Consider the following 23,547-nt stretch of genomic DNA (forward strand, 5'->3'; position numbering starts at 1 on the left):
CAAAAAGAGGTAGCAACATCGTTAATCCTGCCAACAACACCTAAACAACAGCCCCTACAAAAACCACAATAACGAACAAAAACAGAAACTTATCTTATACATTAGATGACCCTCCATGAGGGTTCGTTAACTCAACCCGTAAATCCAAAGGTCAAATCTGGCTCAACTTGAACTAGAAAAAAGTGATCACATTTCTGTTAAGATCGCCCCATCGACAGACCAAACAGCTGCCAGCCATGACCAAACAACCACCACTCAGTATCCACCTGCCGCCGCGACAGGACTCGCAGACCGTTACCCAATGGGCCTATCAGAGCCTGCGAAACGCCCTGATGGTGGGCCAGATCCCTCCGGGGCGTGCCCTGACGATTCGTGGCTTGGCCGATCTTCTCGGGGTTAGCCCGATGCCGGTCCGAGAGGCTCTGCGACAGCTGGCGGCAGAGAACGCGCTGGAGATTCTCGGCAATCGTCGGGTAATGGTGCCGCAAATGACGGCGATGAAGTTCACCGAGCTGTGCGAAGCACGAATCGCTTTGGAGAGCCATGCCGCCGTTCGGGCACTGCCCTATGTCGATAAAGAGCGCCTGGAACAGTTACGCCAACTGGACCTGGAGATCGACCGGGCGCAAGAGAGCGGCAAACTAGAACAGATCAACCGCCTCAATCAGCACTTCCACCGCCTGCTCTATCGAGCCAATCCGCACCAAGTAACGCTACCTCTGATCGAGAGCTTATGGCTGCAGCTGGGCCCCTTCGTCCGCCTGGCCACCCAACAACTGCAAGACCACTATCAGATCGATCGCCACAAAGAGGCGATCAATGCACTCGAGCGCCAAGACAGCCTGGCACTGCAACTGGCAATCGGCTCCGATATCCGCGACGGCCTGGCTTTCGCCGGCACCCCAGAGATGCTGAGTCGTTTTCTCAACGGCAACAATCAGCACGCTCAATAGTAACGACCAGCACTGGGTCGACCTGCCCCAAACGGGGCATAGGGCTCGATTGACAACCCTATTTTGTGATCACATTATCTCAACACGGTTATCGCACCCGAACAGAACACCCGTGCCGATAGCGCCCAGATTCTGACCGCCGGTCTCTAACCTTCAATCCGCCGGCCAGCCAAGGAGAACAGCATGACCAACAACACCGAACAACGCCAAGACACCCGCGACATCCAGGCCGCAGACGCTGCCCACCACCTGCACCCGTTCACCAATACAGGCGCGCTGAATGCCAAAGGTGCCCGGGTAATCACCCATGCCGACGGCGTCTACCTGTGGGACAGCGAAGGCAACAAGATCCTCGACGGCATGGCCGGTCTGTGGTGCGTCAACATGGGCTACGGTCGTCAGGAGCTGGTCGATGCCGCACAACAGCAGATGCAAACCCTGCCGTACTACAACACCTTCTTCCAGACCACCCATATGCCGGCCGCCGAACTGGCCAAAGAGCTGGCCAGCGTCACCCCGAACGACCTCAACCACATCTTCTTTGCCGGCTCCGGCTCCGAAGCGGTCGATACCATCCTGCGCCTGGTGCGTCAGTACTGGGTGATCAAGGGCAAGCCCTACCGCAACATCGTCATCAGCCGTAACAACGCCTACCACGGCAGCACCCTGGCTGGCACCAGCCTCGGTGGCATGGGCGGCATGCATAAGCAGGGCGCCCCGCTGGTACCGGGCATCGAGCATATCCGCCAGCCTTACTGGTACGGCGAAGGCGCCGACATGAGCGAAGAGGACTTCGGCAAGGCCTGCGCCAAGGCGCTGGAAGACAAGATCCTCGAAGTCGGACCGGATAACGTCGCCGCCTTTATCGGCGAACCGATCCAAGGTGCCGGCGGTGTGATCGTGCCTCCGAGCAACTACTGGGCCGAGATCCAGAAGATATGCAACAAATACGACATCCTGCTGGCCGCTGACGAGGTGATCTGCGGTTTCGGACGCACCGGCAGTTGGTTCGGCAGCCAAACCCTGGGCATCAAGCCGGACATCATCTCGATGGCCAAAGGGATGTCCTCCGGTTACCTGCCGATCTCTGCTGTCGCGGTAGGTGGACGGATCGCCAACGCGCTGATCGAGCATGACGACGACTTCAACCACGGTTTCACCTATTCGGGCCACCCGGCCGCTGCCGCCGTAGCGCTGGAAAATATCCGCCTGATGAAGCAGGAAAATATCATCGATTATGTCGCCAACGATATCGGCCCCTACTTCCAGCAGCAGCTACAGGAAAAACTGGCCGATCACCCACTGGTCGGTCGGATCGACGGCGTCGGCCTGGTCGCCGGCATGGCGCTGGTCAAAGACAAGGAGACCCGGGAGCTGTACCCGGAAGATATCGATATCGGCACCATCTGCCGCGACCACTGCTTTAGCAACGGTCTGATCATGCGTGCCACCGGCAGCCGCATGGTGCTGTCACCGCCGCTGGTCATCACCCGTGATCAGGTCGACGAGCTGTGCGACAAAGCCCGCCAGTGCCTTGATCTGACACTGGAAAGTGCTCGCAAACTGGGTTATTAAGCAAGACCCCCAAGCGGTCCAAGACAGAGAGTAATTCATGAAAAGCTATTCCGAATGGCAGCAACTCAGCCAGGCGCTGAGGGTTCGCCACCAAGCCTATATCGACGGCCGTTTCGTCGATGCGATCAGCGGTGAAACCTTCCCGTCGATCAACCCGGCCAATGAACAGAAGCTGGCCGATGTGGCCAGCTGCGACAGCGCCGATATTGACGCTGCAGTCGCCAGCGCCAAACAGGCTTTCGATGCCGGTGTCTGGTCGGGCCTGCCACCCAAGCAGCGTAAGAAGATCCTGCTGAAGCTGGCACGACTGATCGAACAGCATGGCGATGAGATGGCGCTGACCGACACCCTCGATATGGGCAAGTCGATCTCGGAGATGGTCAATATCGACATTCCCGATAGCGTTGACTGCTTCGAGTGGAGCGCCGAGTCGATCGATAAGGTTTACGGCGAGATCGCCCCGACCGGCGACGACACCCTGGTGCTGATCGAGCACAACCCGGTCGGCGTGGTTGGTGCCATCACCCCCTGGAACTATCCGCTAATGATGGTGGCCTGGAAGATCGCCCCGGCACTGGCGGCCGGCAACTCGGTGGTACTGAAACCCTCGGAAAAAGCCCCTCTCAGTGCCTTGCGGCTGGCGGAGCTGGCCACCGAAGCCGGTCTGCCCGACGGGGTGCTGAACGTGGTTCCCGGCTTCGGCCACACCGCCGGCAAGGCCCTGGCGCTGCACATGGATGTCAACGTACTGGCGTTCACCGGCTCCAGCCGGGTCGCCGCGATGCTGATGGGCTACGCCGGTGAATCCAACATGAAGCGGGTCTGGATCGAAGCCGGGGGCAAATCTCCCAACCTGATCTTTGATGACTGTGACAACCTCAAACGGGCCGCCGCCACGGCAGCGGCAGCGATCTTCTCCAACCAGGGTGAAGTCTGCATCGCCTGTTCCCGGATCTACGTACAGAAGTCGATCAAACAGGAGTTTATGGCGGCGCTACTCAAGGCGGCCGAACGCTTCCAGCCCGGCGACCCGCTGGATCCGGCCACAAACATGGGGCCTCTGGTCGATGGTGCCCAGCTGGCCACGGTTGAGCGTTATATCCGCTCGGCGCTCGAAGAAGGCGGCCAACCGCTGCTGGGCGGTGTGCCGGAGTACAAGGATGGTCAAGGCTACTATGCCACTCCCACCATTATCGACGGTGCCCATAACGAGATGACCTTCGTGAAGGAAGAGATCTTCGGTCCGGTTCTGGCCGTATGCGAATTCGAAACCGAAGAGGAGGCGATCGCCCTAGCCAACGATTCCCAATATGGACTAGGAGCATCGGTCTGGACCTCCAACCTGTCCCGAGCTCACCGGGTCAGCCGCCAACTCCAAAGCGGCATGGTCTGGGTCAACACCTGGGGAGAAGGTGACACCACGGTCCCCTTCGGCGGCGTTAAGGCCTCTGGAAACGGCCGCGACAAGTCGCTTCATGCAATGGAGAAATACACCGACATGAAGAACGTCTTCATCCGCTTATAACTCTCCGTTAACGAGACGAAAAACGCGACCTCTGGTCGCGTTTTTTTTCGTCCGTAAAATCGCCTGTTTGGTGCAGAATTTAGCACTTAACAGCGGCTAGCGGCCAATTTATCCAACAGAACAACAGCAGCGTAAATTATTTTAATAAAAACAAACCGCAAGAAAAAATACTCCTATTTTAACAACAAACAGCTGCTTTTAATCTCTACCCCGTATCGGGTATACGACCTTAGTCTTTATCAAGGTAGCCTCAACCCGTTCCCCTTTTGCTCAAAATCCAAGCAAAAAAATAACAACCTTGATTACTTACGAAGGGAAAAAATGATGAAAAAAACCGTTGCCAAGTCCGCCCTGGTATCTGCACTGCTGCTTACCTCAAGCGCGTCCATGGCGGAGATTTCTGCCAACATCAGCCTGACCAACGACTACCGTTATCGGGGTATCTCCCAGAGCGCGGAAAACACCGCCGTCCAAGGCGGTTTCGACTATGCCCATGACTCGGGTCTGTTCGTCGGCACCTGGGCCTCCAACGTCGACTTCGGCGATGGTGACAACACCAATATCGAGCACGATATCTATGCCGGCTACTGGGGCGAGATCAATGAAGATCTGAGCTACGATGTGACCTTTTACCGCTATATCTACTCCGGCGCCAGCGGCCAGAACTACAACGAGATCAGCATTGGGGTCGATTACATGGGCGCTCGCCTGGCCTACTGGAACGCTCCGGACTACTTCGGCGGTGACAACACGCTGGAATATATCGAAGCCAACTACAGCCTGGATCTGCCCGAAGAGATCAGCCTGACCCTGCACGCCGGTTACAGCTTCGGCGATGAGCTCAAGGACGACGACAGCGAATACATCGACTACTCCATCAGCCTGGCCAAGACCGTTGCCGAACTCGATCTGTCGCTGACCTACATGGACACCGATATCGACGACGATGACGCCTACTTCGGTAAGGTAAAATCCGGCGCCAACGCCAACCAATCGGCCTTGGTATTCAGCGTTTCAAAATCGTTCTAACAACGATTTCGATCACATCCCGATTGGCATAAAAAAACGCGGCCTTGGCCGCGTTTTTCTGTCTGGATCTGGCGAACAGATCAGGCGATCACCGAGACATCCTCGGCCTGAAGGCCCTTGTCGCTTTGAACCACTTCGAACTTGACCCGCTGCCCTTCACTCAAGGAGCGGTGCCCGGTGCCACGAATGGAACGGAAGTGAACGAATACATCATCTCCCTGGTCACGGGTGATAAAGCCGAACCCCTTGGTCACATTGAACCACTTCACCACACCACCTTCGCGGTCATCATTGGCTTCGCTGGCCGAAATCACTTCAGCACCACCGTTGACGCGGGAAGACGAGCTCTGAGCGGATCCGCTGGTACCGGAAGCCGAAGCCGCCGTCATCAGACTGGCGATCAGAGTCAGAACGAACACCGTTCCCATCGCCGCCACGACATTTTCAGAGGGGAGTTTGAGCATCATGCTGTGGATCACACCGACGGCTGCCGCCACCACACCGCTGTACACGGCACCTAGTAACATTGTCTTTGTTTTCATTATAAACTTCTCACAATTTTCACGATTAGTAACAGTCACGCCCCATCAGATTTACGCTGGGGTATCGCTACGGTATAGCTAGTAAGAGACTCGATACGCCGAGACTTCGCCGGTATCGAACCGACTCCCGAAAGCTGCGCCAGCTGAACGGCGGGATCCGGAAGATAGCCTTTATATACCGATTCTCAAGACAAGATTCAACAGCTTAGCTAGATGGAGAAACGGCCGTGGAGCCTACCGAGAGCCTTGAAGATCAACTGATTGAACTGCAAAGCCGCCAGGCTTTTCAGGACGACAGCATCCAGTCACTCAGTGATGAGCTGGCCAAACAACAGCTGGAGATCGAACGTCTGGGACGGATGGTGAAGCTGCTGTCGGAACAACTCAAGCAGGTCGGCACCGGTCCGACCAGCAATCCGGCCGACGAGCCACCGCCGCCCCATTATTGAGCCGTTAGCGCAGCGTTAAGACAACAGAGACGGGGGCTATTTCATCGCCTTGAGGGTGTAGATATCAAAGCGCCCCGACTTGCCTTCCAAGCTGTAGCTTGGCTTGCGGGAACCCAGGGTCGGCGCCTTGCGTGGACGCTTCACCACCACCCGATATTCCGCCTTGGCCAGCGCCAGCTCCAACAGCTCGTCGGCATCCTCGTCCGCTCCCACCAGCGTTCTGAACAGCAGCATCTCCTTCTTCACCTGAGCCGATTTGCTGCTGTGGGGAAACATCGGATCCAGATAGACCACTTCTGGATGCGGGTCACAGTCTTCCAACCATTGGCTAGCCGCGCCCTGGTAGAGCCGCATCCGGGCGATAATCTCGCCGACTTCAGGATCGAACGCCGCCCGGCGCAGCCCGTCCTCGAGCAGCAGCGCCACCACCGGCATCCGCTCAACCATCTGGACTTCGCACCCCAATCCGGCCAGTACGAAGCTGTCACGTCCAAGGCCAGCCGTCAGGTCCGCCACCCGAGGCCTGACCCCCGGCTTGATGCCGATCGCCTTGGCGATCTGTTGACCACTACCGCCACCAAAACGACGACGATGGGCCACCGCGCCGGCCAAGAAATCGACCCGTACCGGCCCTGGCGCTTTGGGCCCGGTCTGCTGCAACGCCAGCCCCTGGGAACCGACACTGAGCAGCATCGCGACATCGCCCAGCTGTTGTGGATCGGTGCCCACCGGGCAGATCGATAGCTGTAACTGATCGGCCAGCTGCTTAGCTCGCTCGCAATCCGCTTCGGACTCGGGCCAGAGCTGCAGCGACAGCTCAGACAATGGACAGGAAGAATCAGCAACCATTGAGGGGTTCAATGCTGCGCGTTAAGCCGGCGCTTAAGCATAGGTATCAACACCGACCCATTCGGCTTCACCCGGGGTGAAGCTCAGGGTCGCATTGGTCAGATAGGTATCCACCGCCTGCTGACCGGATAGCGGCAATTGGCGGTCGGTGGAGTAGAAACCGCTACCGGCACTCTGCTCAGCCCTTGCGGCGGTGATCCCGGCGGCCAGATCGAACTGCACCTGCGGGCGTCGTTCCTCAGAACCGGATTGTTCACGCTCGGAAGGCGATGCAACCGAGGTCGACGGCTGGCCGGTCCGTTTCGGCAGCTGAGGAAAATTAAAGGACGCGTCGATCCGCATTCAGGCAAAGTCCAGCGTTAAGGCTTGGGAACCTGCGAATAAGTCCTTGCGAACTTCTGGCTTTCAGCTTGGTTCGCAATCCAGGCGCAGTTTTGAAGCAATGTCTAGACCTTGCTAAAAACTGCAACGCAGAGTGCGGATCAAGCTGAAAGCCCCTCAGGGCAAGGCCTGAAGCACACAATTTCGTCGTTGCAACCTTTGCTAAGGGCGACGGCCATTAGCTGCAGCTTGCGCCTAGAACTTGCACACTTCAGGCTCTTGCAGAAGCCGCAGAGACTTGTTCGCAGGTTCCCTTGGTTTCGGTTTCCTCGGGATTCTAGCTGAGCCGGCGGCCGATGCAAACCGATCGACAGCCGATAGAGCAACTCAGAAACCAAATTTAGAGGCTGAAATAGACCCCGAGCAACAACAGCCCCAGCAGCAACCGGTAGATCACAAAGGGTGTCATGCCGATACGACTGATCAGCTCCATAAACAGATGGATACACAGATAAGCACTGACGCAGGAGAGTCCCGCCCCCAACGCCACGTCACCCCAAGGAGCATCGGAGCCCTGTTCGATCAACTCCAGCGTCTTGAACAGCCCCGCAGCCAGGATTAACGGTGCCGACATCAAAAAAGAAAAGCGGGCAGCAGCCCTACGAGTCAACCCCAGCATCAACCCCGCGGTGATAGTGATACCTGACCTTGAAGTTCCAGGAATCAACGCTATTGCTTGAGCCATTCCCACAATCAGCGCTCCTCTCCAGCCGATATCATCAACTCTACGGAACTTTTCAGTACGCTTCAGATCTGCAACCCACAGGATTAAACCGAAGAAAATTGTCGCTATGGCTATAACTAGTACGGAGCGGAGGTATATATCAATAAACGAGTTTAACAACCAGCCCGCAATAACAGCCGGTATAGTAGCGATAACAATCGCCCAGGCCATCCTGCTATAACCCCCTGAACGCCTTTCTCGACCAGGCAAAGAAATTACAGATCTTAGCCAACCCAGAAAAAGCAGAGAAAAATCACGCCGAAAATAGAGCAGTACCGCCACCAAGGTGCCCACATGTACCGCCACGTCGAACGCCAGCCCCTGGTCGGGCCAACCCAGCACCTGGGACGGCAGAATCAGGTGGGCCGAGCTGGAGATCGGCAGGAATTCGGTCAACCCCTGGATCAACGCCAGCAGCAGGATATAGCTCAGCGCCATGCTCAGCCCTCGCCCTTTTTCTGAGCGGGTTTCTGATCCGCCTTCTTCTGCTCACCCTTCTTCTTGGCCACATCATCACGCAGATAGACTGGCAGCGCCTGCTCCGGCAGCACCCCCTGCCCGGCGGCAATCATCGCCGCTCCCAGCTCGGCAATCGCCGCCGCCCGAGGCTCGGGTTGCGGATCGATCGTCTCGACCCTCGCCAGCACTGAAGCCGGCAAGCGCTCCCGGTAATTCCAGCCCGAGCCGATCCCGATCCAGCGCCCCTGGGCGAACAGCGGGTTCTCTTCGACACGCTCCGGCGGACAGACCCGCTCATCGGCAGCCAGAATCGGCAGTCCTGTATCCGTATCGAAGCGATAGGCGCCCCAGTAGATTTCATCCATCCGCGCATCGATCGCCACCATGGCGCCGTCCAGGTCCGGATCGCTATGACGAGCCTGCAGCGCCAGCGCTGCCAGGGTCGAGACTGGCGCCACCGGTAGGTCCGCACCGAAAGCCAGCCCCTGGGTGACCCCGGTACAGATCCGCAGTCCGGTAAAGGAACCGGGGCCACGGCCGAACGCGATACCGTCCAACCGTTTTAGCGACACGCCGGCCTGATCCAGCATCTGCTGCACCATCGGCAGCAGCAACTGGGTGTGCTGACGCGGCAGATCGCGGAAGTCTTCGCGGACTTCACCGTCGAGCCAGAGCGCGACCGAACAAGCCTGGGTAGAGGTATCTAAGGCAAGGATTTTGGACATGGGGATGCGACGCCACCGCTGAGAAGGTAAAGTTTGAAAGGCGCAATTCTATTAACCTGGCGCTTAAATTGCGAGGCAAATAGCGTTGATCAAGAATGGTCGCCCGGGGCTGCAAGGCTCGTGGGGCAAGGGCAAGGATACCCGAGCTGAGCTTTAGGCCTCAGGTTTCAGCAGTATCGCGCTCCAGCAGCGCAATCCGCTCAAACGCCTGAGGGTTGCAGTCACCGCAGATCCAGCGCGCCGGTTGAAAGGCCAAGCAAGCCTTCGGCCGTTCGGGCTGGCCAAAGATGCGGCAAAGGTTATTGTCATCGAGCTGGACACAACGCACGCCGGCCGGTTTGCCGTCGGCCATTCCCGGAATCGGCGAGCTGATCGACGGCGCAATACAGCAGGCGCCGCAGCCGACCCGGCAATCCATGTCCGAGCCGATCGTCAACGCTCACTGCCCCAGCGCGGCATCAGCTGCTGATCAATACCGAGCTGGTCCAGGATCCGGGCCACCACAAAGTCGATCATCGCTTCGACACTGTCGGGCTTATGGTAAAAGCCGGGACTGGCCGGAATCACCACCGCGCCCATTCGGGTCAGCTTGAGCATGTGCTCCAGGTGGATCTCGGAATAGGGCGCCTCGCGGGGCACCAGAATCAGTTTGCGCCTCTCTTTCAGGGCCACATCGACCGCCCGCTCGATCAGGTTGTCGCTGGCACCCACGGCGAAGGCCGACAGACTGCCAGTGCTGCAGGGGCAGACCACCGTCGCCGACGGAGAGCCGGAACCCGAAGCCACCGGGGCAAACCAGTTATCCCGGGAGAACACTCGGATCTGGCCCGGCACGGCGCCGTAAAGCCCGGTCAGTTTCTGTTGCGCCCTCTCCACATCGGAAGGAATTTTGACGTCGGTTTCGGTGGCGATCACCACCTGAGCCGCCCGCGAGATCATCACATACACCGGTCGGCCGACCGCCACCAGGCATTCGATCAGGCGTAAGCCATACTGGGCACCGGAGGCTCCGGTCAAGGCGACACTGACAGGCTCGCCTTGCAGAGCCGCTGCTTGCTCGCTCACGGCTGTTGTCTCTTCGGTCATGGCTGTTGTCTCTTCGCTCATGGCTGCTTTGGGTGCGCTCACGGCTGCAGCGTCTGCAGTGCGGCCAGCATCCGCTGATGGATCCCTTCGAAGCCGCCGTTACTCATAATCACCACTTCCGCTCCCGAGCCCTGGTAGGCCTTGATCGCTTCAATGATAGCATCGACGTTATCGAACACCTTGGCCGGTACCGGGCTGTCGGCCACCACCGCATCCAACCCCCAGCTCAAGCCCGGAGGCTGATACCAGAGCACTTCAGAGGCCGACGCCGTCGAGGGCGCCAATGCCTGCTGATGGCTGCCGAGTCGCATGGTATTGGATCGGGGCTCGATCACCGCCACCACCGGCTTGTCGCCGGCGCGGGCCCGCAGCCCCTCCAGCGTGGTCTGAATCGCGGTCGGGTGATGGGCAAAGTCGTCATACAGGCAGATACCAGCCGCTTCACCGACCTTTTCCATCCGGCGTTTAACCCCTTGGAAGCGCCCCAGCGCAGCGGCGCTATGCTCGGGCGTGACCCCGACATGGCGTGCCGCCGCCATCGCCGCCAACCCATTCATGACCGAGTGCCGTCCGGTTTGTGACCAATGTACTTCGGCCACCGCATCTCCATCGAGCAACACCTCGAATGTCGACCCGTCGTCGCTGAGCAGTCGCGCCGACCAACCTTGGCCAGCATCATCGGCGCCGAACCGCACCACCGGACTCCAGCAGCCCTGCTCCAGCACCCGTGCCAGGTTGGCATCATCGTTCGGTACGATCAGCTGACCCTGGGACGGCACCGTTCTGACCAGATGGTGGAACTGCCGCTCGATCGCAGCCAAGTCATCGAAAATATCGGCATGATCAAACTCGAGGTTGTTCAGAATCGCGGTGCGCGGGCGGTAATGGACAAACTTGGAGCGCTTATCGAAAAATGCGGTGTCGTACTCATCGGCTTCAACAACAAAGAACGGAGTGTCACCGAGACGCGCCGATACACCGAAGTTTCCGGGTACCCCGCCGATCAGAAAGCCCGGCGCCATTCCGGCATCTTCCAGGACCCAAGCCAACATGCTGCTGGTGGTGGTCTTGCCGTGGGTTCCGGCCACTGCCATTACCCACTTATCTTGCAGTACATGATCGGCCAACCACTGGGGGCCCGAGGTGTAAGGCAGATTGTTGTCGAGCACATACTCGACGCAGGGATTACCGCGCGACATCGCGTTGCCGACAATCACCAGATCAGGCGCCTTGCGTCCTTCCCTGGCCTGGAGATGTTCCGGAAGATAACCTTCGAGCAGCTCGATCCCCTGCTCCGCCAACTGGGTGCTCATCGGCGGGTAAACATTGGCGTCACAACCGCTGACCTGGAATCCCCGCTGCTTGGCCAACAGCGCCAGCGAGCCCATAAAGGTGCCGCAGATTCCCAAAATATGCAGGTGCATAACTCTCCTCGAGCGCTAACTAGCAAATGAAAAACGCTGCCGATCATAGCAACTGGATCGCACTGTCGCGACCGCAAACCCGGGCTTCCGAGGGGTACAACAGACTTATTTGCCGCCCCAAAACCTGGCCCGTTATGGTTTTTTGCCCCGGATCAAGAAATAACCGATCCCAGCACTGAATTTTCATGCATTCACCCCAGCCTTGACGTATCATTCGCAGCAATTTTTCCAACCGTTGCCATAATTCGTTCATGCAGCTGCAATACGTAGCTGCGTAACCCGATACCAAGCTCTGACAGACTCCACCATAGGACCCAACATGTTACGGCTCACTCAGTTCCTGAAGCAGCAAGAAACCCCCGCCGATCTTATCGAACTCGTCAACCTGTTGATGGCCGCCTGTAAGGAGATCGACGGCAAACTCCAGGACGGTGCTCTGGCCGGTATCCTAGGCGCTGCCGAAACCGAAAACGTCCAGGGCGAGACCCAGAAAAAGCTGGATGTGATCGCCAACGACATCCTCAAGCTGACCCTGAGCAACACCAATCTGGTTGCGGGCCTGGCCTCCGAAGAGGAAGACGATCCGGTTGCCTGCGATCCGGAAGGTAAATTCCTGGTCACCTTCGATCCGCTGGACGGTTCCTCCAATATCGATATCAACGTCTCGGTCGGCACCATCTTCTCGATTCTTGAAGCGCCCAATGACAGCGATCCGGCCCAACAGGCCGCTTACCTGCAGTCCGGCCGCAAACAGGTTGCCGCCGGCTATGTGCTCTATGGCCCGTCCTGCATCCTGGTGATGACCACCGGCAACGGCGTGCATATGTTTACCCTGGGTAGCAACGGCGAGTTCTACCTGACCCGCGAGTCGGTTCAGGTGCCGCAGACCACCAAGGAGTTCGCCATCAACATGTCCAACCAACGCTTCTGGGACCAGCCGGTGAAAGACTACGTCGCCGACCTGCTCCAGGGCGAAGAGGGTCCACTGGGTAAGCGCTACAACATGCGCTGGATCGCCTCGATGGTAGCCGAAGTCCACCGTATCCTGACCCGCGGCGGCATCTTCATGTACCCCTGGGACTCACGGGCTCCGCAGAAGCCGGGCAAACTGCGCCTGATGTACGAAGGCAACCCGATGAGCTTCCTGATCGAGCAGGCCGGCGGTCGTTCGGTCAACACCCAGATCGATATCATGGATGTCGAGCCCGAGCAGATTCACGAGCGTGTTTCCGTGGTGCTGGGCTCCAAGGAAGAGGTAGAAACCGTGCTGCGCTACCACGGCAACTGATCCTTAGCGCTGGATAACCTAGGGCCATGGTCGTATTGGCAATGGCCCCGGGGCTTCCCGTATAATCCGCCTCATCCGTTTTCACCCCTAACTTTACAGAAGGCTATAGCATGAGCTTTGAAAAAGTCCCTGCGGGTAAAGAGCTGCCCAACGACATCTACGTCATCATCGAAATTCCGGCCAACGCCGCCGTACCCGTCAAGTACGAGATCGATAAGGACACCGATTCCGTCATGGTAGACCGCTTCATGACCGCGCCGATGTTCTACCCGGCCAACTACGGCTACATCAACAACACCCTGGCCGATGACGGCGACCCCGTTGACGTGCTGGTCATCGCGCCGCACCCGGTCCTGACCGGTTCCGTAATCCGCTGCCGTCCGGTCGGCATCCTGAACATGACCGACGAAGCTGGTGAAGACGCCAAGCTGGTTGCCGTTCCGCACGAGAAGCTGTGCAAAGAGTACGGCGACATTCAGGATGTTGAAGACATCCCGCAACTGCTGCGTGACCAGATCAAGCACTTCTTCGAGAACTACAAGACCCTCGAGCCCAACAAGTGGGTCAAGGTCGAAGGCTGGTCCGACGCGGCCGCTGCCCGCGCTGCCATCGAAGAAGGCGCCAAGACTTACGAAGCGCAGAAGTAACACTTCCTGCGCAGCACAAGCCGGCCTCTGGGCCGGCTTTTTTGTCTCTGACCGCTTTAAACTGCCCCTGCCCTGCGACTGATCAACTGTTCGTTCAGAATCCGATCTATAGTTGTGTTATCGAATCCATGCCTAGACGCACAGGTGTTTTTCGATAATCCGGGTTGCTAACCATGCTGAAGTCCTCAAGTCTCACCGAAACTAACCTGCTGCAGGCGGTTATTAACGCCGTACCCACACCAATCTTCTTCAAAGATGCCGAAGGGCGCTACCTGGGGTGTAACCGGGCGTTTGAGAACTACATCGGCCTCAACCTGGATCAGCTGGTAGGCAAGAGCGTGTTTGAGCTGTTCGACCCCGAGCTAGCCAAGGTCTACTACGAGGCCGACAAAGCCCTGTACGACAGTCGCGGCGAACAGATCTACGAAGCGCAGGTCAGGTACGCCGACGGATCGATTCGGGATGTGATGTTTCATAAGGCGGCCTTCCATGCGGCCGAGGAGAACATCGATGGTATCGTCGGCGCCATTCTCGATATCACCGCCCGCAAGGATGCCGAGCGCGAGTTGGAAAAACGCGCCCGCACCGACAGTCTGACCGGTCTGGCGAATCGCTTTTCGTTGATGGAATCACTGGATCAGGCGTTGGAGCGGCAACGCCAGGAAAACTACGGTCTGGCCTTCTGGATGCTGGACCTTGACCACTTCAAGCAGATCAACGACACCTTCGGACACCCCACCGGCGATACCCTGCTGAAGAAAGTGGCGGTAAAGCTCCAATCCTGCCTGGCGGAAAACAGCAATATCGCGCGCCTGGGGGGCGATGAGTTCTCGGTAATTCTGGAGGGGGTAACCAGCCACGCTGAGGTGGAGGCCCTGGCGGCCACCCTGATCGAAGAATTCTCCAAGCCGATCGAGCTGGAGCAGAATCGACTGGAAGTCAGCGTCAGCATCGGCATCGCGATGTTCGATACCGGCAACAACAACTCCCGTGAGCTGATGAAGCAAGCCGATATCGCCCTCTACCAAGCCAAGGATAAAGGACGAGCTCGGTTCCAGATCTTTAAGGGTTAACACCCCGCCCTGTGTTCAGGGTTCGGCCACGATCAGCGGCACATAGAGTTCTTGGGCGCTGAGCCCACCATGCACACCACGCTGATTGAAGGCATCTTCCTGGAGCAGCCGGTCCTTGATAATCGCCTGGTCCCGCGCCAACAGGGTCAGATCACCGATCCGCTCCCGCAGCCGCAGTGACGGCTGCCCCCGGCCAAACAGCCCGGCCTCCAACAGCGCCTCACTCTCGACAGCGCCGAACAGTCCCGGCGCCTGCTGCTCGATCGCATCGACGAACTCGGCCTCGGCGCCCGGTCTTAGATAGCAGAAGGCCACCCGCGGTTCACCACAGAGAGGCAACCGCAACATCCCATCGATCTCAGGATGCTGATCCAGTAAAAGACGCTGATCATCGCGACAATCAATCAAGCCGTGATCGGCGGTGACCAGCACCAGCGTGTCGCTGCCGGCCAGCCACTCCAGCCACTGCCCAAACTTTTGATCGATCTGCCAGAAATGTTCTTCCAGCTCCGGACTGTCGACCCCCAGCTCATGGGCCATCGCGTCCAGCTCGGTCCAATACCCCCATACCAATGGGTTACCGCGCTGCTCCAGTCCCTGACTGAGCCGCTCAAAAAACTGCTCCAGCCCCTGAAACGGCCCCCGTCGGCTGCGACCATAGAGCGCGCGACTAAAATCAGAGTCGCTGATATAAGCCGGCGAACAGACCCTCACCGGCCGCGACAGCTGCGGTAACAGCGCCGAAACATCCAGCATCTGCTGGGCTTGGACCCCTTTTCGGCTGTAACAGCTGCCACCACCTCGCGGGATAAAAGGCAGCGGCATCACCACCCCACCCAGTTCGCGCATATGGGTGTACCAACCGGGAATGCCATGCTGCTGCGCCGGCACCCCCAGCGCCAGAGCGGTCACCGCAGTCGCGGTGGTGGTGGGAAAACAGGAGGTCAGGCGGGAGGCACAATGACGGGCCAGATAACTGTCTGGAAAGCGCTGCAGAAACTGATAACCCAGGCCGTCGATAACCAGCAGCGCCACGGGGCGCTCGTGCACACGACTCTGTTCAAGTTCCACCAATCCCGGGTAGAGCTCGGCCGCCGGTGCTTCTCTCTGGGCAATGCTGGTAACCAGATTGACGATGCTGCGATCGTAATCCGGCAGCAACCAGGGGTCATCCAAGCCAGGTAAACGCTGCTCCATAATCAAATCCTTCTGTGGCCTATCCAGGCTAGTCGCCCAACTCTTGGTAAAGGGCCACAAACTCCTGGGTCAGTTTATGCTTGGGGGCGTAATGAATCAGCGGCAGACTCTCGTTGTGAGACTCTTTCATCTTGACCGATGAGGAGATAAAGCTGTCCAGCACCGGCAGCTCATCCTCCCTCAACCCCTCGACGATCTGGCGCGGTAGGGTGGCCCGAGGCTGGAACTGGTTGATGACAATACCGCCAACCTGGAGCTCCGGATTATGATCCACCTGAACCTCCTGCACATTCTGCAGCAGGGCATAGAGCGCCTGACGGGAAAACTCATCGCAGTCGAAAGGGATCAGGCAGTTGGTCGCCGCCACCAGCGCCGACAGGGTATAGAAGTTGAACGCCGGCGGCGTATCGATATAGATCGCATCGTACTCGGACAACCCGGTCAAGGCTTCTCGCAGCTTGTAGATCTTATGCTTGGCCTCAAGCTTGGCGTGCAGGTCGCCCAGTAACGGATTCGCCGCTACCAGGTCCAGGTTATCCAACCCGGAATTCGATACATAGCTGCCGAAGTCGACCCCATTGAGGCGGAACTCCAACACCTCGGTAAAGAAGCCCATGATGTCATGTTCAAGGTCGTTGACCCTGTCGCCAAGCAGGTAGTGGCTGGAATTACACTGAGGGTCCAGATCCACCAGTAATGTCCGCTTGCCCTGGCTGGCGCTGATTGCCGCCAGGTTGGTGGCGATACTGGATTTGCCGACACCTCCTTTCTGGTTAAATACGACGGTCCGCATCGATCGACTCCTTCTGTGTTTGGCTTATCCTTGTCAGCGCGGTAGCAGTCGGATCGCCGGCTTTGATGCCAGGCGCAGATTGGCCCTTATCCGATACTCTTCATGCCGCTGGTTCAGTTGCTGGTAGATCCAGCGCCCTTGGGGATCGCTGGGTGCTTCTATGATCACTCGCGCCTGCTCGGCCTGAATTCGATCGGCCAACTGCGCCAGCAACGCCTTCATAGCGGGACTACGGGATTTCAACGCCTGAGGCTGTAACTGGATATAACGATTATCCGAACCGGCAATCCGCGCCGACTGAGGATCAACATCGGCAGGCTCAACCTTCGGATCTGGCGCCTTTGCTGGCGGAGCTGACACAACCACCGGTTTAGCCGATTTAAGACGCTGCTGCACTCGCTTCAGTTCAGTCGAGTCGGGATTGATTTGACGGGACTTGGTCAAATAGTTTCGGGCCGCACCGGTGCGGCCCTCAGCGATGGCGGCCTCGGCCCAATGCAGGTAACGCTCGGCGATTCGGTCGATACCCTGCTCCGCTTCCTGATATCCGGGAATGATGCGCAGCACCTGCTGGTAGTACTCCAATGCATTATTACCGCGCGGTGAGGTCAGATGCTTGGCTTTGAACGCCTGATCGGCCCGGTCGAGCAGATCCAAGACCTGCATCACGCGAACTTTTTCGGCCGCGGTCATGGAGGGGGGCGAGGTGCTGCGAGAGGGGCTGGAACGCTCCTCCACCTTTGCCGGGGGAGCCTTGTTCGATGAGGGCACAGAGGTGCAACCGGCCATCCCCAGCGCAATCAACAACAGTGCTGCGATCCTGCCTGTGTTCATTCTGAAAATACCCTTAAACGACCGATCCGGCATCATAGCACGGCTACCGGGGAACAACAGGCCATTACGGCGGTCTCATCCGGTTAAAATGTGGGAATCTTGTTGCTAAATCCGCTGATCTACAGAAAAAACACTAATAACTAGACTCCCTGCCACGATTACGTCAAACTACCACTTTTTGCGCCTCCCCGGTGGCGTCAACGAGGAATCTCATGGCCAATCTACTGGTGCTAAACGGTCCGAATCTGAACCTGTTGGGCACCCGCGAACCCCATATCTACGGCGCTACCACGCTCGACGATATCGCCGCTAACCTGCAGCAGCAGGCCCAGGCGTCTGGCCATCGACTCGAAAGCTTTCAGAGCAATGCCGAGCATGAGCTCATCGGGCGCATCCACCGGGCCCGTGACGAACAGATTGACTTCATTCTGATCAACCCCGCCGCTTTCACCCATACCAGCGTCGCGATCCGCGATGCGCTGGCAGCGGTGGCGATCCCCTTTATTGAGATCCATCTGTCCAACGTCCACCAGCGCGAACCTTTCCGCCACCACTCCTATTTCTCTGACCTTGCGGTCGGGGTGATCTGTGGTCTGGGGGCACAGGGCTACGAATTGGCACTGCAGGCGGCGCTACGCAGCCTGGAGTCAGACCACTGACTACTCCCCCTGCGGGGAGACTTAGAAACACTTTTATCTAAAACCGATAATCAATTACAGAGACACACAATGGACATCCGTAAAGTTAAGAAGCTGATCGAACTGCTCGAAGAGTCCGATATCAACGAAATCGAAATCAAGGAAGGCGAAGAGTCGGTCCGCATCAGCCGTACTTCCAGCGTTCAACCGGTTGCCGCTGCAGCTCCTGTGGCTATCGCCGCCCCGGCGCCCGTTGCTCCTGCAGCAGCAGCTCCCGCTGCAGCACCGGCAGCCCCAGCCGAGCCGGCGCTTGACGGGCACGTCGTTAAGTCGCCGATGGTCGGTACCTTCTACCGCTCACCGTCTCCGGGTGCACCCTCTTTCAGCGAAGTCGGCAAGCAGGTCAAAGCCGGCGATGTTATCTGCATCGTTGAAGCCATGAAGATGATGAACCAGATCGAAGCCGACAAGTCCGGCACCATCACCGCGATTTTGGTTGAAGATGGCCAGCCGGTTGAATACGACCAGCCGCTGGTCACTATCGGTTAATCACCCACCGTCTGAAGGTCATCATCTATGTTGGACAAAGTCATTATTGCCAACCGCGGCGAGATCGCACTGCGTATTTTGCGTGCCTGCCGCGAACTTGGCATCAAGACGGTGGCGGTGCACTCCCAGGTCGACCGCGATCTGATGCACGTGCGCCTGGCCGACGAAGCGGTCTGTATCGGACCTAACCCGTCGACCGATAGCTACCTCAATATCCCAAGCCTGATCAGCGCCGGTGAAGTCACCGACGCGATGGCGATTCACCCCGGCTACGGCTTCCTGGCTGAAAACGCCGATTTTGCCGATCAAGTCGAAAACTCCGGCTTCGTCTTTGTTGGCCCCAAGGCCGAGACTATCCGGATCATGGGTGACAAGGTTGCCGCCATCGAAGCGATGAAGAAAGCCGGTGTCCCGACGGTACCCGGCTCCGACGGCCCGCTCGATGACGATGTAGAGCGAACCGCCAAGATCGCCCAGCGAATCGGCTACCCGGTAATCATCAAGGCCGCCGCCGGTGGTGGTGGTCGCGGCATGCGGGTTGTGCATACCGAAGCTGCGCTGATGAACTCGATCCATATCACCCGTACCGAAGCCAAGTCGGCCTTCGGCGACGATACCGTGTACATGGAAAAATACCTGCAGAACCCGCGTCACGTTGAGGTTCAGGTACTGGCCGATGGTCAGGGTAATGCGATCCACCTGTACGACCGAGACTGCTCCATGCAGCGTCGCCACCAGAAGGTGGTCGAGGAAGCTCCGGCTCCGTATATCGATGAAGAGGCCCGTGCCCAGGTACTGCAGAGCTGCGTCGACGCCTGTATCGAGATCGGCTACCGCGGCGCCGGCACCTTCGAGTTCCTGTACGAAGACGGCGGTTTCTACTTTATCGAGATGAACACCCGTGTTCAGGTTGAGCACCCTGTTTCTGAGATGATCACCGGTATCGATATCGTTAAAGAGCAGCTGAAGATTGCCAGCGGTCTGCCGCTGTCGATCAAGCAGGAAGACGTTAAGATCAACGGCCATGCGTTCGAGTGTCGCATCAACGCCGAAGATCCGAAGACTTTCCTGCCCAGCCCTGGGCCAGTCAACCACTTCCACGCCCCTGGCGGCCTGGGTGTGCGGGTCGACTCGCACCTGTACAGTGGCTACAAGGTACCGCCCTATTACGATTCGCTGATCGCTAAGCTGATCACCCATGCCGAGGATCGTGAAGGCGCACTGATTCGGATGAAGAACGCCTTGGACGAGATGCTGATCGACGGCATCAAGACCAATATCCCGCTGCAGCAGGAGATCGTTCGCGACCCCCACTTCCAGAAGGGCGGCGTCAACATCCACTACCTTGAGGAGAAACTGGGACTCTGATCCCCGTCACCGCCTCTTACGCGAAGCCCTCATCCGAGGGCTTCTTTATTTTGATCCCAAAAGCCCTATCCAACGAGGTTCGCCATGCCCTGGCTGCAACTGAAACTTGAAACTCCACCGCAGCTGAGCGAGCAGTACGAAGACCTGCTACTCGAAACCGGCGCCTGCGCCGTGACCCTCGAAGATGCGGCCGACCAGCCCCTGTTCGAGCCCGAACTGGGCACCACCCCGTTGTGGGATCGCACCCGCATCACCGGCCTGTTCGACGCTCAAACCGATATGAACTGGGTCATCGAACAGCTCAAACAGGGCCATCAACAGATCCAACCTGAACAGGAGTTCCCGCCCCACAAGACCGAGCTGGTCGAAGACAAGGATTGGGAGCGGGCCTGGATGGACAACTTCAAACCGATGCAGTTCGGCCAGCGCCTCTGGGTCTGTCCCAGTTGGAAATCGGTCCCCGACCCCGATGCCGCTAACCTGATGCTCGACCCGGGACTGGCGTTCGGCACCGGTACCCACCCGACCACTGCACTCTGTCTGGAGTGGCTCGAAGGTCAGCCGCTGGCTGGAGACACCATCATCGATTACGGCTGCGGCTCCGGCATCCTCGGTATCGCCGCCCTGTTGCTGGGCGCCGACAAGATGATCGGTACCGATATAGATCCCCAGGCCCTGCAGGCCAGTCGCGATAATGCCGAACGCAACCAGATCGACACCCAGCGAATTGAACTCTACTACCCGGATAAGCTACCCGAGCAATACCGACAGCAACCAGCCGACCTGCTGGTCGCCAATATTCTCGCCGGTCCGCTGGTGGAACTGGCGCCGACGATCCAGGCTTTGGTCAAACCCGGCGGCAAACTGGCCCTGTCGGGGCTGCTGGCAACCCAAACCGAAGGTCTGATCGAAGCCTATCGCCCCTGGTTTGAACTGGAGACTCCCGTCGTGCGCGAAGATTGGGTACGATTGACCGGAGTCCGCCGCTGATTCGCTACCGACCTGGCGCGGATGAACTATCGAAATAGGCCGTAGTGATAGAGAGCACCAATGTCGCAGTCATTTATTACTCAATGCCCCGCCTGCCACACCCGCTTTGAGCTCAGCAACGAACAGCTCAATGCGGCCGGTGGCCAGGTACGCTGCGGCAACTGCCTCAAGGTCTTCAGCGCCGATCAACACCTGGAAGGCGGTTCAGCGCTCGATGCCGGAATCCCTAGGGAGGCGCTGATCCTGTCCACCGAGCGACCCAAACGATCCACCGCTACCCTGGTCTGGACCCTACTGGTGCTGCTGGCGCTGGCGGGACTGGCGGGTCAGGTACTCTGGTTCGAGCGCGACAGCCTGTCGCAGCACCCGCAACTGAGCCAACTCTACCGCCAGGTCTGTCAGCGGATCGACTGCCAGTTGCCGCCTCGACAGGACCTACCCAGCATCCGTAGCCAGCAGCTGCTGGTGCGTCAGCATCCGGACTACAGCAACGCCTTGAGCCTGCACCTGACTCTACTGAACCTGGCCCCGTTTGAGCAGCCGTTCCCCGCCCTGAAACTGAGCTTCAGCGGCCTCGACGAAACCCTGCGGGCGGCCCGGATTTTCCAACCTCGCGAGTATCTGGGCGGCGACATCCAACCCGGTGAGATGATGCCCAGCAACAGCCCGGTACAGATCCAACTGGAACTACTCGATCCCGGCTCCCAGGCCCCCAACTACCAGCTGCAGTTCCTGCCCGCCAAAGCCGTCAATTTGTACAGCAAATAGACAATTCACCCTTTCACAGGCGTCACTGTGCGGGTATTATAAGCGCCCTATCCGAGCACAGCTTCCAGCATCGATCTGCAATCAGATCGATAGGACACGCTGTTGCCGGATTTCTGAAATCCTGTAGCTGTTCGGCGGCAACGATGGTTGCCAGATGAATAGTGCGGCACACAGAAGTGCCGCCGTTGGCATCCGCCAACGCGAACCAGTGAAGCACCAGCAAACCCACGCGTTTGCGCCTGTGATTTCGCGGGTGACAAGAGAGTAGATCAGGATGATCTATTCGATTGACGTATCAATAGCATTCGCAACCCCGGTTGCCCATGATTGAGGTTGGCGTGTTCCAAATCGGTCCCTACAACATTGACGCGCGAGCGGTCCTGGCCCCGATGGCCGGGGTCACCGACCTGCCGTTTCGTCGACTCTGTCGGGAGCATGGAGCCGGGCTGACACCCTCAGAGATGGTGACTGCCGACAAGCGGTTGTGGAACAGTCGCAAGTCCCGCTCACGCCTCAATCACGACGGTGAAGCGGAACCGCGCACGGTCCAGATCGCCGGCGGTGATCCACAGATGCTGGCCGAGGCGGCACAGCTTAACGTCGAGCGCGGCGCCCAGATTATCGATATCAATATGGGTTGCCCGGCGAAGAAGGTCTGCAATAAGGCTGCCGGATCGGCACTGCTGCGCGACGAGGCACTGGTACGCGATATCTTGCAGGCCGTGGTCGATGCCGTCGAGGTACCGGTCACCCTGAAGATCCGCACCGGCTGGGATCCATCCAACCGTAACGGGGTTCGTATTGCCCGCATCGCCGAACAGAGCGGTATCGCCTCCTTGGCGGTGCACGGACGAACCCGCGCCTGTGGCTATCGCGGCCAGGCCGAGTACGACACCATCGCCGACATTCGTCAGGCGATCTCGATTCCGTTGCTGGCCAACGGCGATATCGATAGTCCGGCCAAGGCGCGCAGCGTGCTAGACCATACCGGCGCTGACGCGGTCATGATCGGACGACCGGCCCAGGGACGGCCGTGGATCTTTACCCAGATCAACCATTTCCTCGCCACCGGCGAGCAACTGCCAGAACCGGATGACCATCAGGTTGAAGCCATTATGCAGCGCCATCTGACGGCACTGCACGGTTTCTACGGCGAGGTTGCCGGGGTTCGCATCGCCCGCAAACACTTGGGCTGGTACCTGGCGGCGCTGCCGCAACAGTCCGAAGAGCAGGCGACACTGGCAAAGGATTTCAGACGTAGATTCAATCTTCTTGAGCAACCACAACCACAGCTGGATGCGGTGGGTGAATTCTTCACTGCCCGCCGCCCGGCAACAGTAGCGGCATAATATTCAATGACTCTAGGTAGCACCCAAATCGTGACCGAACAAGAAACTCCACTTCAGCTGTCCGACAGCGCGGCCAACGAGCCGAACCAACCCAAGCGCTTGCGTCACAGCGTTTCCGAGGCGATGGAGAACTACTTTAAGCAGCTCGACGGTCAGCCGGCCTGCAACGTTTACGAGCTGGTTCTGAACGAGATCGAAGCTCCTCTGCTTGAAGCGGTCATGCAGTACACCCGTGACAACCAGACCAAAGCCTCCGAGGTGCTGGGCCTGAACCGCGGCACCCTGCGCAAAAAGCTCAAGCAATACGGCCTGCTGTAACCGGCCTGCCACCC

General features: G+C 58.5%; 26 protein-coding genes. 15 read left to right on the plus strand and 11 right to left on the minus strand.

What is annotated here, in order from left to right; genetic code table 11:
* Window positions 1-236 precede the first annotated feature (236 nt).
* From DV711_RS13690 to DV711_RS13705, 4 genes are all read left to right on the plus strand, one after another.
* Entirely contained in the window at window positions 237-953 is a 717-nt protein-coding gene (locus DV711_RS13690; RefSeq protein WP_114696259.1) for a GntR family transcriptional regulator, read from the plus strand.
* Window positions 954-1,136: 183 nt separating this feature from the next.
* Window positions 1,137-2,528: an aspartate aminotransferase family protein gene (locus DV711_RS13695; RefSeq protein ID WP_114696260.1), complete on the plus strand. Its 1,392-nt coding sequence runs from the start codon at window positions 1,137-1,139 to the stop codon at window positions 2,526-2,528.
* A gap of 37 nt (window positions 2,529-2,565) precedes the next feature.
* Complete coding sequence (locus tag DV711_RS13700) at window positions 2,566-4,053, plus strand: aldehyde dehydrogenase (protein WP_114696261.1); 1,488 nt, start codon at window positions 2,566-2,568, stop codon at window positions 4,051-4,053.
* A 324-nt stretch (window positions 4,054-4,377) separates the two neighbouring features.
* A complete protein-coding gene (locus DV711_RS13705) occupies window positions 4,378-5,082 on the plus strand; it encodes a TorF family putative porin (protein ID WP_165840120.1) in 705 nt (234 codons plus the stop codon).
* An 80-nt stretch (window positions 5,083-5,162) separates the two neighbouring features.
* On the opposite strand, the gene DV711_RS19700 is transcribed toward DV711_RS13705, so the two are convergent.
* Window positions 5,163-5,624 carry a cold-shock protein gene (locus DV711_RS19700; RefSeq protein ID WP_114696263.1) on the minus strand — a complete coding sequence of 154 codons (462 nt, stop codon included), beginning with the start codon at window positions 5,622-5,624 and terminating at the stop codon, window positions 5,163-5,165.
* 227 nt (window positions 5,625-5,851) lie between these two features.
* Between DV711_RS19700 and DV711_RS13715 the strand changes: the two genes are divergently transcribed.
* On the plus strand, window positions 5,852-6,073 hold the full coding sequence (locus DV711_RS13715) for a SlyX family protein (protein ID WP_114696264.1): 222 nt from the start codon (window positions 5,852-5,854) through the stop codon (window positions 6,071-6,073).
* A 36-nt stretch (window positions 6,074-6,109) separates the two neighbouring features.
* Here the strand turns inward: DV711_RS13715 and DV711_RS13720 are convergent, their stop codons facing one another.
* The 7 genes from DV711_RS13720 to mpl form a co-directional block, all read right to left on the minus strand.
* Entirely contained in the window at window positions 6,110-6,922 is an 813-nt protein-coding gene (locus DV711_RS13720) for a class I SAM-dependent methyltransferase (protein WP_114696265.1), read from the minus strand.
* A gap of 33 nt (window positions 6,923-6,955) precedes the next feature.
* Window positions 6,956-7,264 (minus strand): hypothetical protein, encoded by a 309-nt coding sequence (locus DV711_RS13725; RefSeq protein WP_114696266.1) that lies wholly within the window; start codon window positions 7,262-7,264, stop codon window positions 6,956-6,958.
* Between the two features lie 379 nt (window positions 7,265-7,643).
* On the minus strand, window positions 7,644-8,465 hold the full coding sequence (locus tag DV711_RS13730) for an undecaprenyl-diphosphate phosphatase (RefSeq protein WP_114696267.1): 822 nt from the start codon (window positions 8,463-8,465) through the stop codon (window positions 7,644-7,646).
* A gap of 2 nt (window positions 8,466-8,467) precedes the next feature.
* Complete coding sequence (tsaB, locus tag DV711_RS13735; RefSeq protein WP_114696268.1) at window positions 8,468-9,211, minus strand: tRNA (adenosine(37)-N6)-threonylcarbamoyltransferase complex dimerization subunit type 1 TsaB; 744 nt, start codon at window positions 9,209-9,211, stop codon at window positions 8,468-8,470.
* Window positions 9,212-9,371: 160 nt separating this feature from the next.
* A complete protein-coding gene (locus DV711_RS13740) occupies window positions 9,372-9,629 on the minus strand; it encodes a YkgJ family cysteine cluster protein (RefSeq protein WP_114696331.1) in 258 nt (85 codons plus the stop codon).
* A gap of 14 nt (window positions 9,630-9,643) precedes the next feature.
* Window positions 9,644-10,276 (minus strand): flavin prenyltransferase UbiX, encoded by a 633-nt coding sequence (locus tag DV711_RS13745; protein ID WP_279386517.1) that lies wholly within the window; start codon window positions 10,274-10,276, stop codon window positions 9,644-9,646.
* 59 nt (window positions 10,277-10,335) lie between these two features.
* Window positions 10,336-11,721: a UDP-N-acetylmuramate:L-alanyl-gamma-D-glutamyl-meso-diaminopimelate ligase gene (mpl, locus tag DV711_RS13750; RefSeq protein ID WP_114696270.1), complete on the minus strand. Its 1,386-nt coding sequence runs from the start codon at window positions 11,719-11,721 to the stop codon at window positions 10,336-10,338.
* 319 nt (window positions 11,722-12,040) lie between these two features.
* On the opposite strand from mpl, the gene DV711_RS13755 reads away from it, so the two are divergent.
* From DV711_RS13755 to DV711_RS13765, 3 genes are all read left to right on the plus strand, one after another.
* A complete protein-coding gene (locus tag DV711_RS13755; protein WP_114696271.1) occupies window positions 12,041-13,009 on the plus strand; it encodes a class 1 fructose-bisphosphatase in 969 nt (322 codons plus the stop codon).
* Window positions 13,010-13,119: 110 nt separating this feature from the next.
* Complete coding sequence (gene ppa / locus DV711_RS13760) at window positions 13,120-13,656, plus strand: inorganic diphosphatase (RefSeq protein WP_114696272.1); 537 nt, start codon at window positions 13,120-13,122, stop codon at window positions 13,654-13,656.
* Window positions 13,657-13,829: 173 nt separating this feature from the next.
* A complete protein-coding gene (locus DV711_RS13765) occupies window positions 13,830-14,729 on the plus strand; it encodes a GGDEF domain-containing protein (RefSeq protein ID WP_114696273.1) in 900 nt (299 codons plus the stop codon).
* Window positions 14,730-14,744: 15 nt separating this feature from the next.
* On the opposite strand, the gene DV711_RS13770 is transcribed toward DV711_RS13765, so the two are convergent.
* Genes DV711_RS13770 through DV711_RS13780 form a run of 3 tightly spaced genes read right to left on the minus strand, consistent with a single transcriptional unit; the run spans window position 14,745 to window position 17,553 of the window.
* Window positions 14,745-15,926 carry an alkaline phosphatase family protein gene (locus DV711_RS13770; RefSeq protein WP_114696274.1) on the minus strand — a complete coding sequence of 394 codons (1,182 nt, stop codon included), beginning with the start codon at window positions 15,924-15,926 and terminating at the stop codon, window positions 14,745-14,747.
* A 28-nt stretch (window positions 15,927-15,954) separates the two neighbouring features.
* A complete protein-coding gene (locus DV711_RS13775) occupies window positions 15,955-16,719 on the minus strand; it encodes a ParA family protein (protein WP_114696275.1) in 765 nt (254 codons plus the stop codon).
* 33 nt (window positions 16,720-16,752) lie between these two features.
* A complete protein-coding gene (locus tag DV711_RS13780) occupies window positions 16,753-17,553 on the minus strand; it encodes a hypothetical protein (RefSeq protein ID WP_133297462.1) in 801 nt (266 codons plus the stop codon).
* Between the two features lie 212 nt (window positions 17,554-17,765).
* On the opposite strand from DV711_RS13780, the gene aroQ reads away from it, so the two are divergent.
* The 7 genes from aroQ (at window position 17,766) to fis (ending at window position 23,533) form a co-directional block, all read left to right on the plus strand.
* Window positions 17,766-18,212, plus strand: a complete 447-nt coding sequence (gene aroQ / locus DV711_RS13790; protein ID WP_114696278.1) for a type II 3-dehydroquinate dehydratase — start codon at window positions 17,766-17,768, stop codon at window positions 18,210-18,212.
* A gap of 69 nt (window positions 18,213-18,281) precedes the next feature.
* Entirely contained in the window at window positions 18,282-18,740 is a 459-nt protein-coding gene (gene accB, locus DV711_RS13795; protein ID WP_114696279.1) for an acetyl-CoA carboxylase biotin carboxyl carrier protein, read from the plus strand.
* A gap of 27 nt (window positions 18,741-18,767) precedes the next feature.
* Window positions 18,768-20,108 (plus strand): acetyl-CoA carboxylase biotin carboxylase subunit, encoded by a 1,341-nt coding sequence (gene accC, locus DV711_RS13800; protein ID WP_114696280.1) that lies wholly within the window; start codon window positions 18,768-18,770, stop codon window positions 20,106-20,108.
* 84 nt (window positions 20,109-20,192) lie between these two features.
* Window positions 20,193-21,098 carry a 50S ribosomal protein L11 methyltransferase gene (gene prmA, locus DV711_RS13805; protein WP_114696281.1) on the plus strand — a complete coding sequence of 302 codons (906 nt, stop codon included), beginning with the start codon at window positions 20,193-20,195 and terminating at the stop codon, window positions 21,096-21,098.
* Between the two features lie 60 nt (window positions 21,099-21,158).
* Entirely contained in the window at window positions 21,159-21,866 is a 708-nt protein-coding gene (locus DV711_RS13810) for a DUF3426 domain-containing protein (RefSeq protein ID WP_114696282.1), read from the plus strand.
* A 338-nt stretch (window positions 21,867-22,204) separates the two neighbouring features.
* Window positions 22,205-23,215 (plus strand): tRNA dihydrouridine synthase DusB, encoded by a 1,011-nt coding sequence (gene dusB, locus DV711_RS13815; RefSeq protein ID WP_243633821.1) that lies wholly within the window; start codon window positions 22,205-22,207, stop codon window positions 23,213-23,215.
* Window positions 23,216-23,245: 30 nt separating this feature from the next.
* Window positions 23,246-23,533: a DNA-binding transcriptional regulator Fis gene (gene fis / locus DV711_RS13820; RefSeq protein ID WP_481318823.1), complete on the plus strand. Its 288-nt coding sequence runs from the start codon at window positions 23,246-23,248 to the stop codon at window positions 23,531-23,533.
* The last annotated feature ends 14 nt before the right edge of the window (window positions 23,534-23,547 follow it).

It is taken from the genome of Motiliproteus coralliicola (genome assembly GCF_003345655.1).
In the GTDB taxonomy this organism is placed as follows: domain Bacteria; phylum Pseudomonadota; class Gammaproteobacteria; order Pseudomonadales; family Balneatricaceae; genus Motiliproteus; species Motiliproteus coralliicola.

What these genes read in the sequence shown, in the direction of transcription:
- DV711_RS13690 (WP_114696259.1), top strand. Translation starts at nt 237, where the DNA reads ATGACCAAACAACCACCACTCAGTATCCACCTGCCGCCGCGACAGGAC.
- DV711_RS13695 (WP_114696260.1), top strand. Translation starts at nt 1,137, where the DNA reads ATGACCAACAACACCGAACAACGCCAAGACACCCGCGACATCCAGGCC.
- DV711_RS13700 (WP_114696261.1), top strand. Translation starts at nt 2,566, where the DNA reads ATGAAAAGCTATTCCGAATGGCAGCAACTCAGCCAGGCGCTGAGGGTT.
- DV711_RS13705 (WP_165840120.1), top strand. Translation starts at nt 4,378, where the DNA reads ATGAAAAAAACCGTTGCCAAGTCCGCCCTGGTATCTGCACTGCTGCTT.
- DV711_RS19700 (WP_114696263.1), bottom strand. Translation starts at nt 5,624, where the DNA reads ATGAAAACAAAGACAATGTTACTAGGTGCCGTGTACAGCGGTGTGGTG.
- DV711_RS13720 (WP_114696265.1), bottom strand. Translation starts at nt 6,922, where the DNA reads ATGGTTGCTGATTCTTCCTGTCCATTGTCTGAGCTGTCGCTGCAGCTC.
- DV711_RS13725 (WP_114696266.1), bottom strand. Translation starts at nt 7,264, where the DNA reads ATGCGGATCGACGCGTCCTTTAATTTTCCTCAGCTGCCGAAACGGACC.
- DV711_RS13730 (WP_114696267.1), bottom strand. Translation starts at nt 8,465, where the DNA reads ATGGCGCTGAGCTATATCCTGCTGCTGGCGTTGATCCAGGGGTTGACC.
- tsaB (WP_114696268.1), bottom strand. Translation starts at nt 9,211, where the DNA reads ATGTCCAAAATCCTTGCCTTAGATACCTCTACCCAGGCTTGTTCGGTC.
- DV711_RS13740 (WP_114696331.1), bottom strand. Translation starts at nt 9,629, where the DNA reads ATGGATTGCCGGGTCGGCTGCGGCGCCTGCTGTATTGCGCCGTCGATC.
- mpl (WP_114696270.1), bottom strand. Translation starts at nt 11,721, where the DNA reads ATGCACCTGCATATTTTGGGAATCTGCGGCACCTTTATGGGCTCGCTG.
- DV711_RS13755 (WP_114696271.1), top strand. Translation starts at nt 12,041, where the DNA reads ATGTTACGGCTCACTCAGTTCCTGAAGCAGCAAGAAACCCCCGCCGAT.
- ppa (WP_114696272.1), top strand. Translation starts at nt 13,120, where the DNA reads ATGAGCTTTGAAAAAGTCCCTGCGGGTAAAGAGCTGCCCAACGACATC.
- DV711_RS13765 (WP_114696273.1), top strand. Translation starts at nt 13,830, where the DNA reads ATGCTGAAGTCCTCAAGTCTCACCGAAACTAACCTGCTGCAGGCGGTT.
- DV711_RS13770 (WP_114696274.1), bottom strand. Translation starts at nt 15,926, where the DNA reads ATGGAGCAGCGTTTACCTGGCTTGGATGACCCCTGGTTGCTGCCGGAT.
- DV711_RS13775 (WP_114696275.1), bottom strand. Translation starts at nt 16,719, where the DNA reads ATGCGGACCGTCGTATTTAACCAGAAAGGAGGTGTCGGCAAATCCAGT.
- DV711_RS13780 (WP_133297462.1), bottom strand. Translation starts at nt 17,553, where the DNA reads ATGAACACAGGCAGGATCGCAGCACTGTTGTTGATTGCGCTGGGGATG.
- aroQ (WP_114696278.1), top strand. Translation starts at nt 17,766, where the DNA reads ATGGCCAATCTACTGGTGCTAAACGGTCCGAATCTGAACCTGTTGGGC.
- accB (WP_114696279.1), top strand. Translation starts at nt 18,282, where the DNA reads ATGGACATCCGTAAAGTTAAGAAGCTGATCGAACTGCTCGAAGAGTCC.
- accC (WP_114696280.1), top strand. Translation starts at nt 18,768, where the DNA reads ATGTTGGACAAAGTCATTATTGCCAACCGCGGCGAGATCGCACTGCGT.
- prmA (WP_114696281.1), top strand. Translation starts at nt 20,193, where the DNA reads ATGCCCTGGCTGCAACTGAAACTTGAAACTCCACCGCAGCTGAGCGAG.
- DV711_RS13810 (WP_114696282.1), top strand. Translation starts at nt 21,159, where the DNA reads ATGTCGCAGTCATTTATTACTCAATGCCCCGCCTGCCACACCCGCTTT.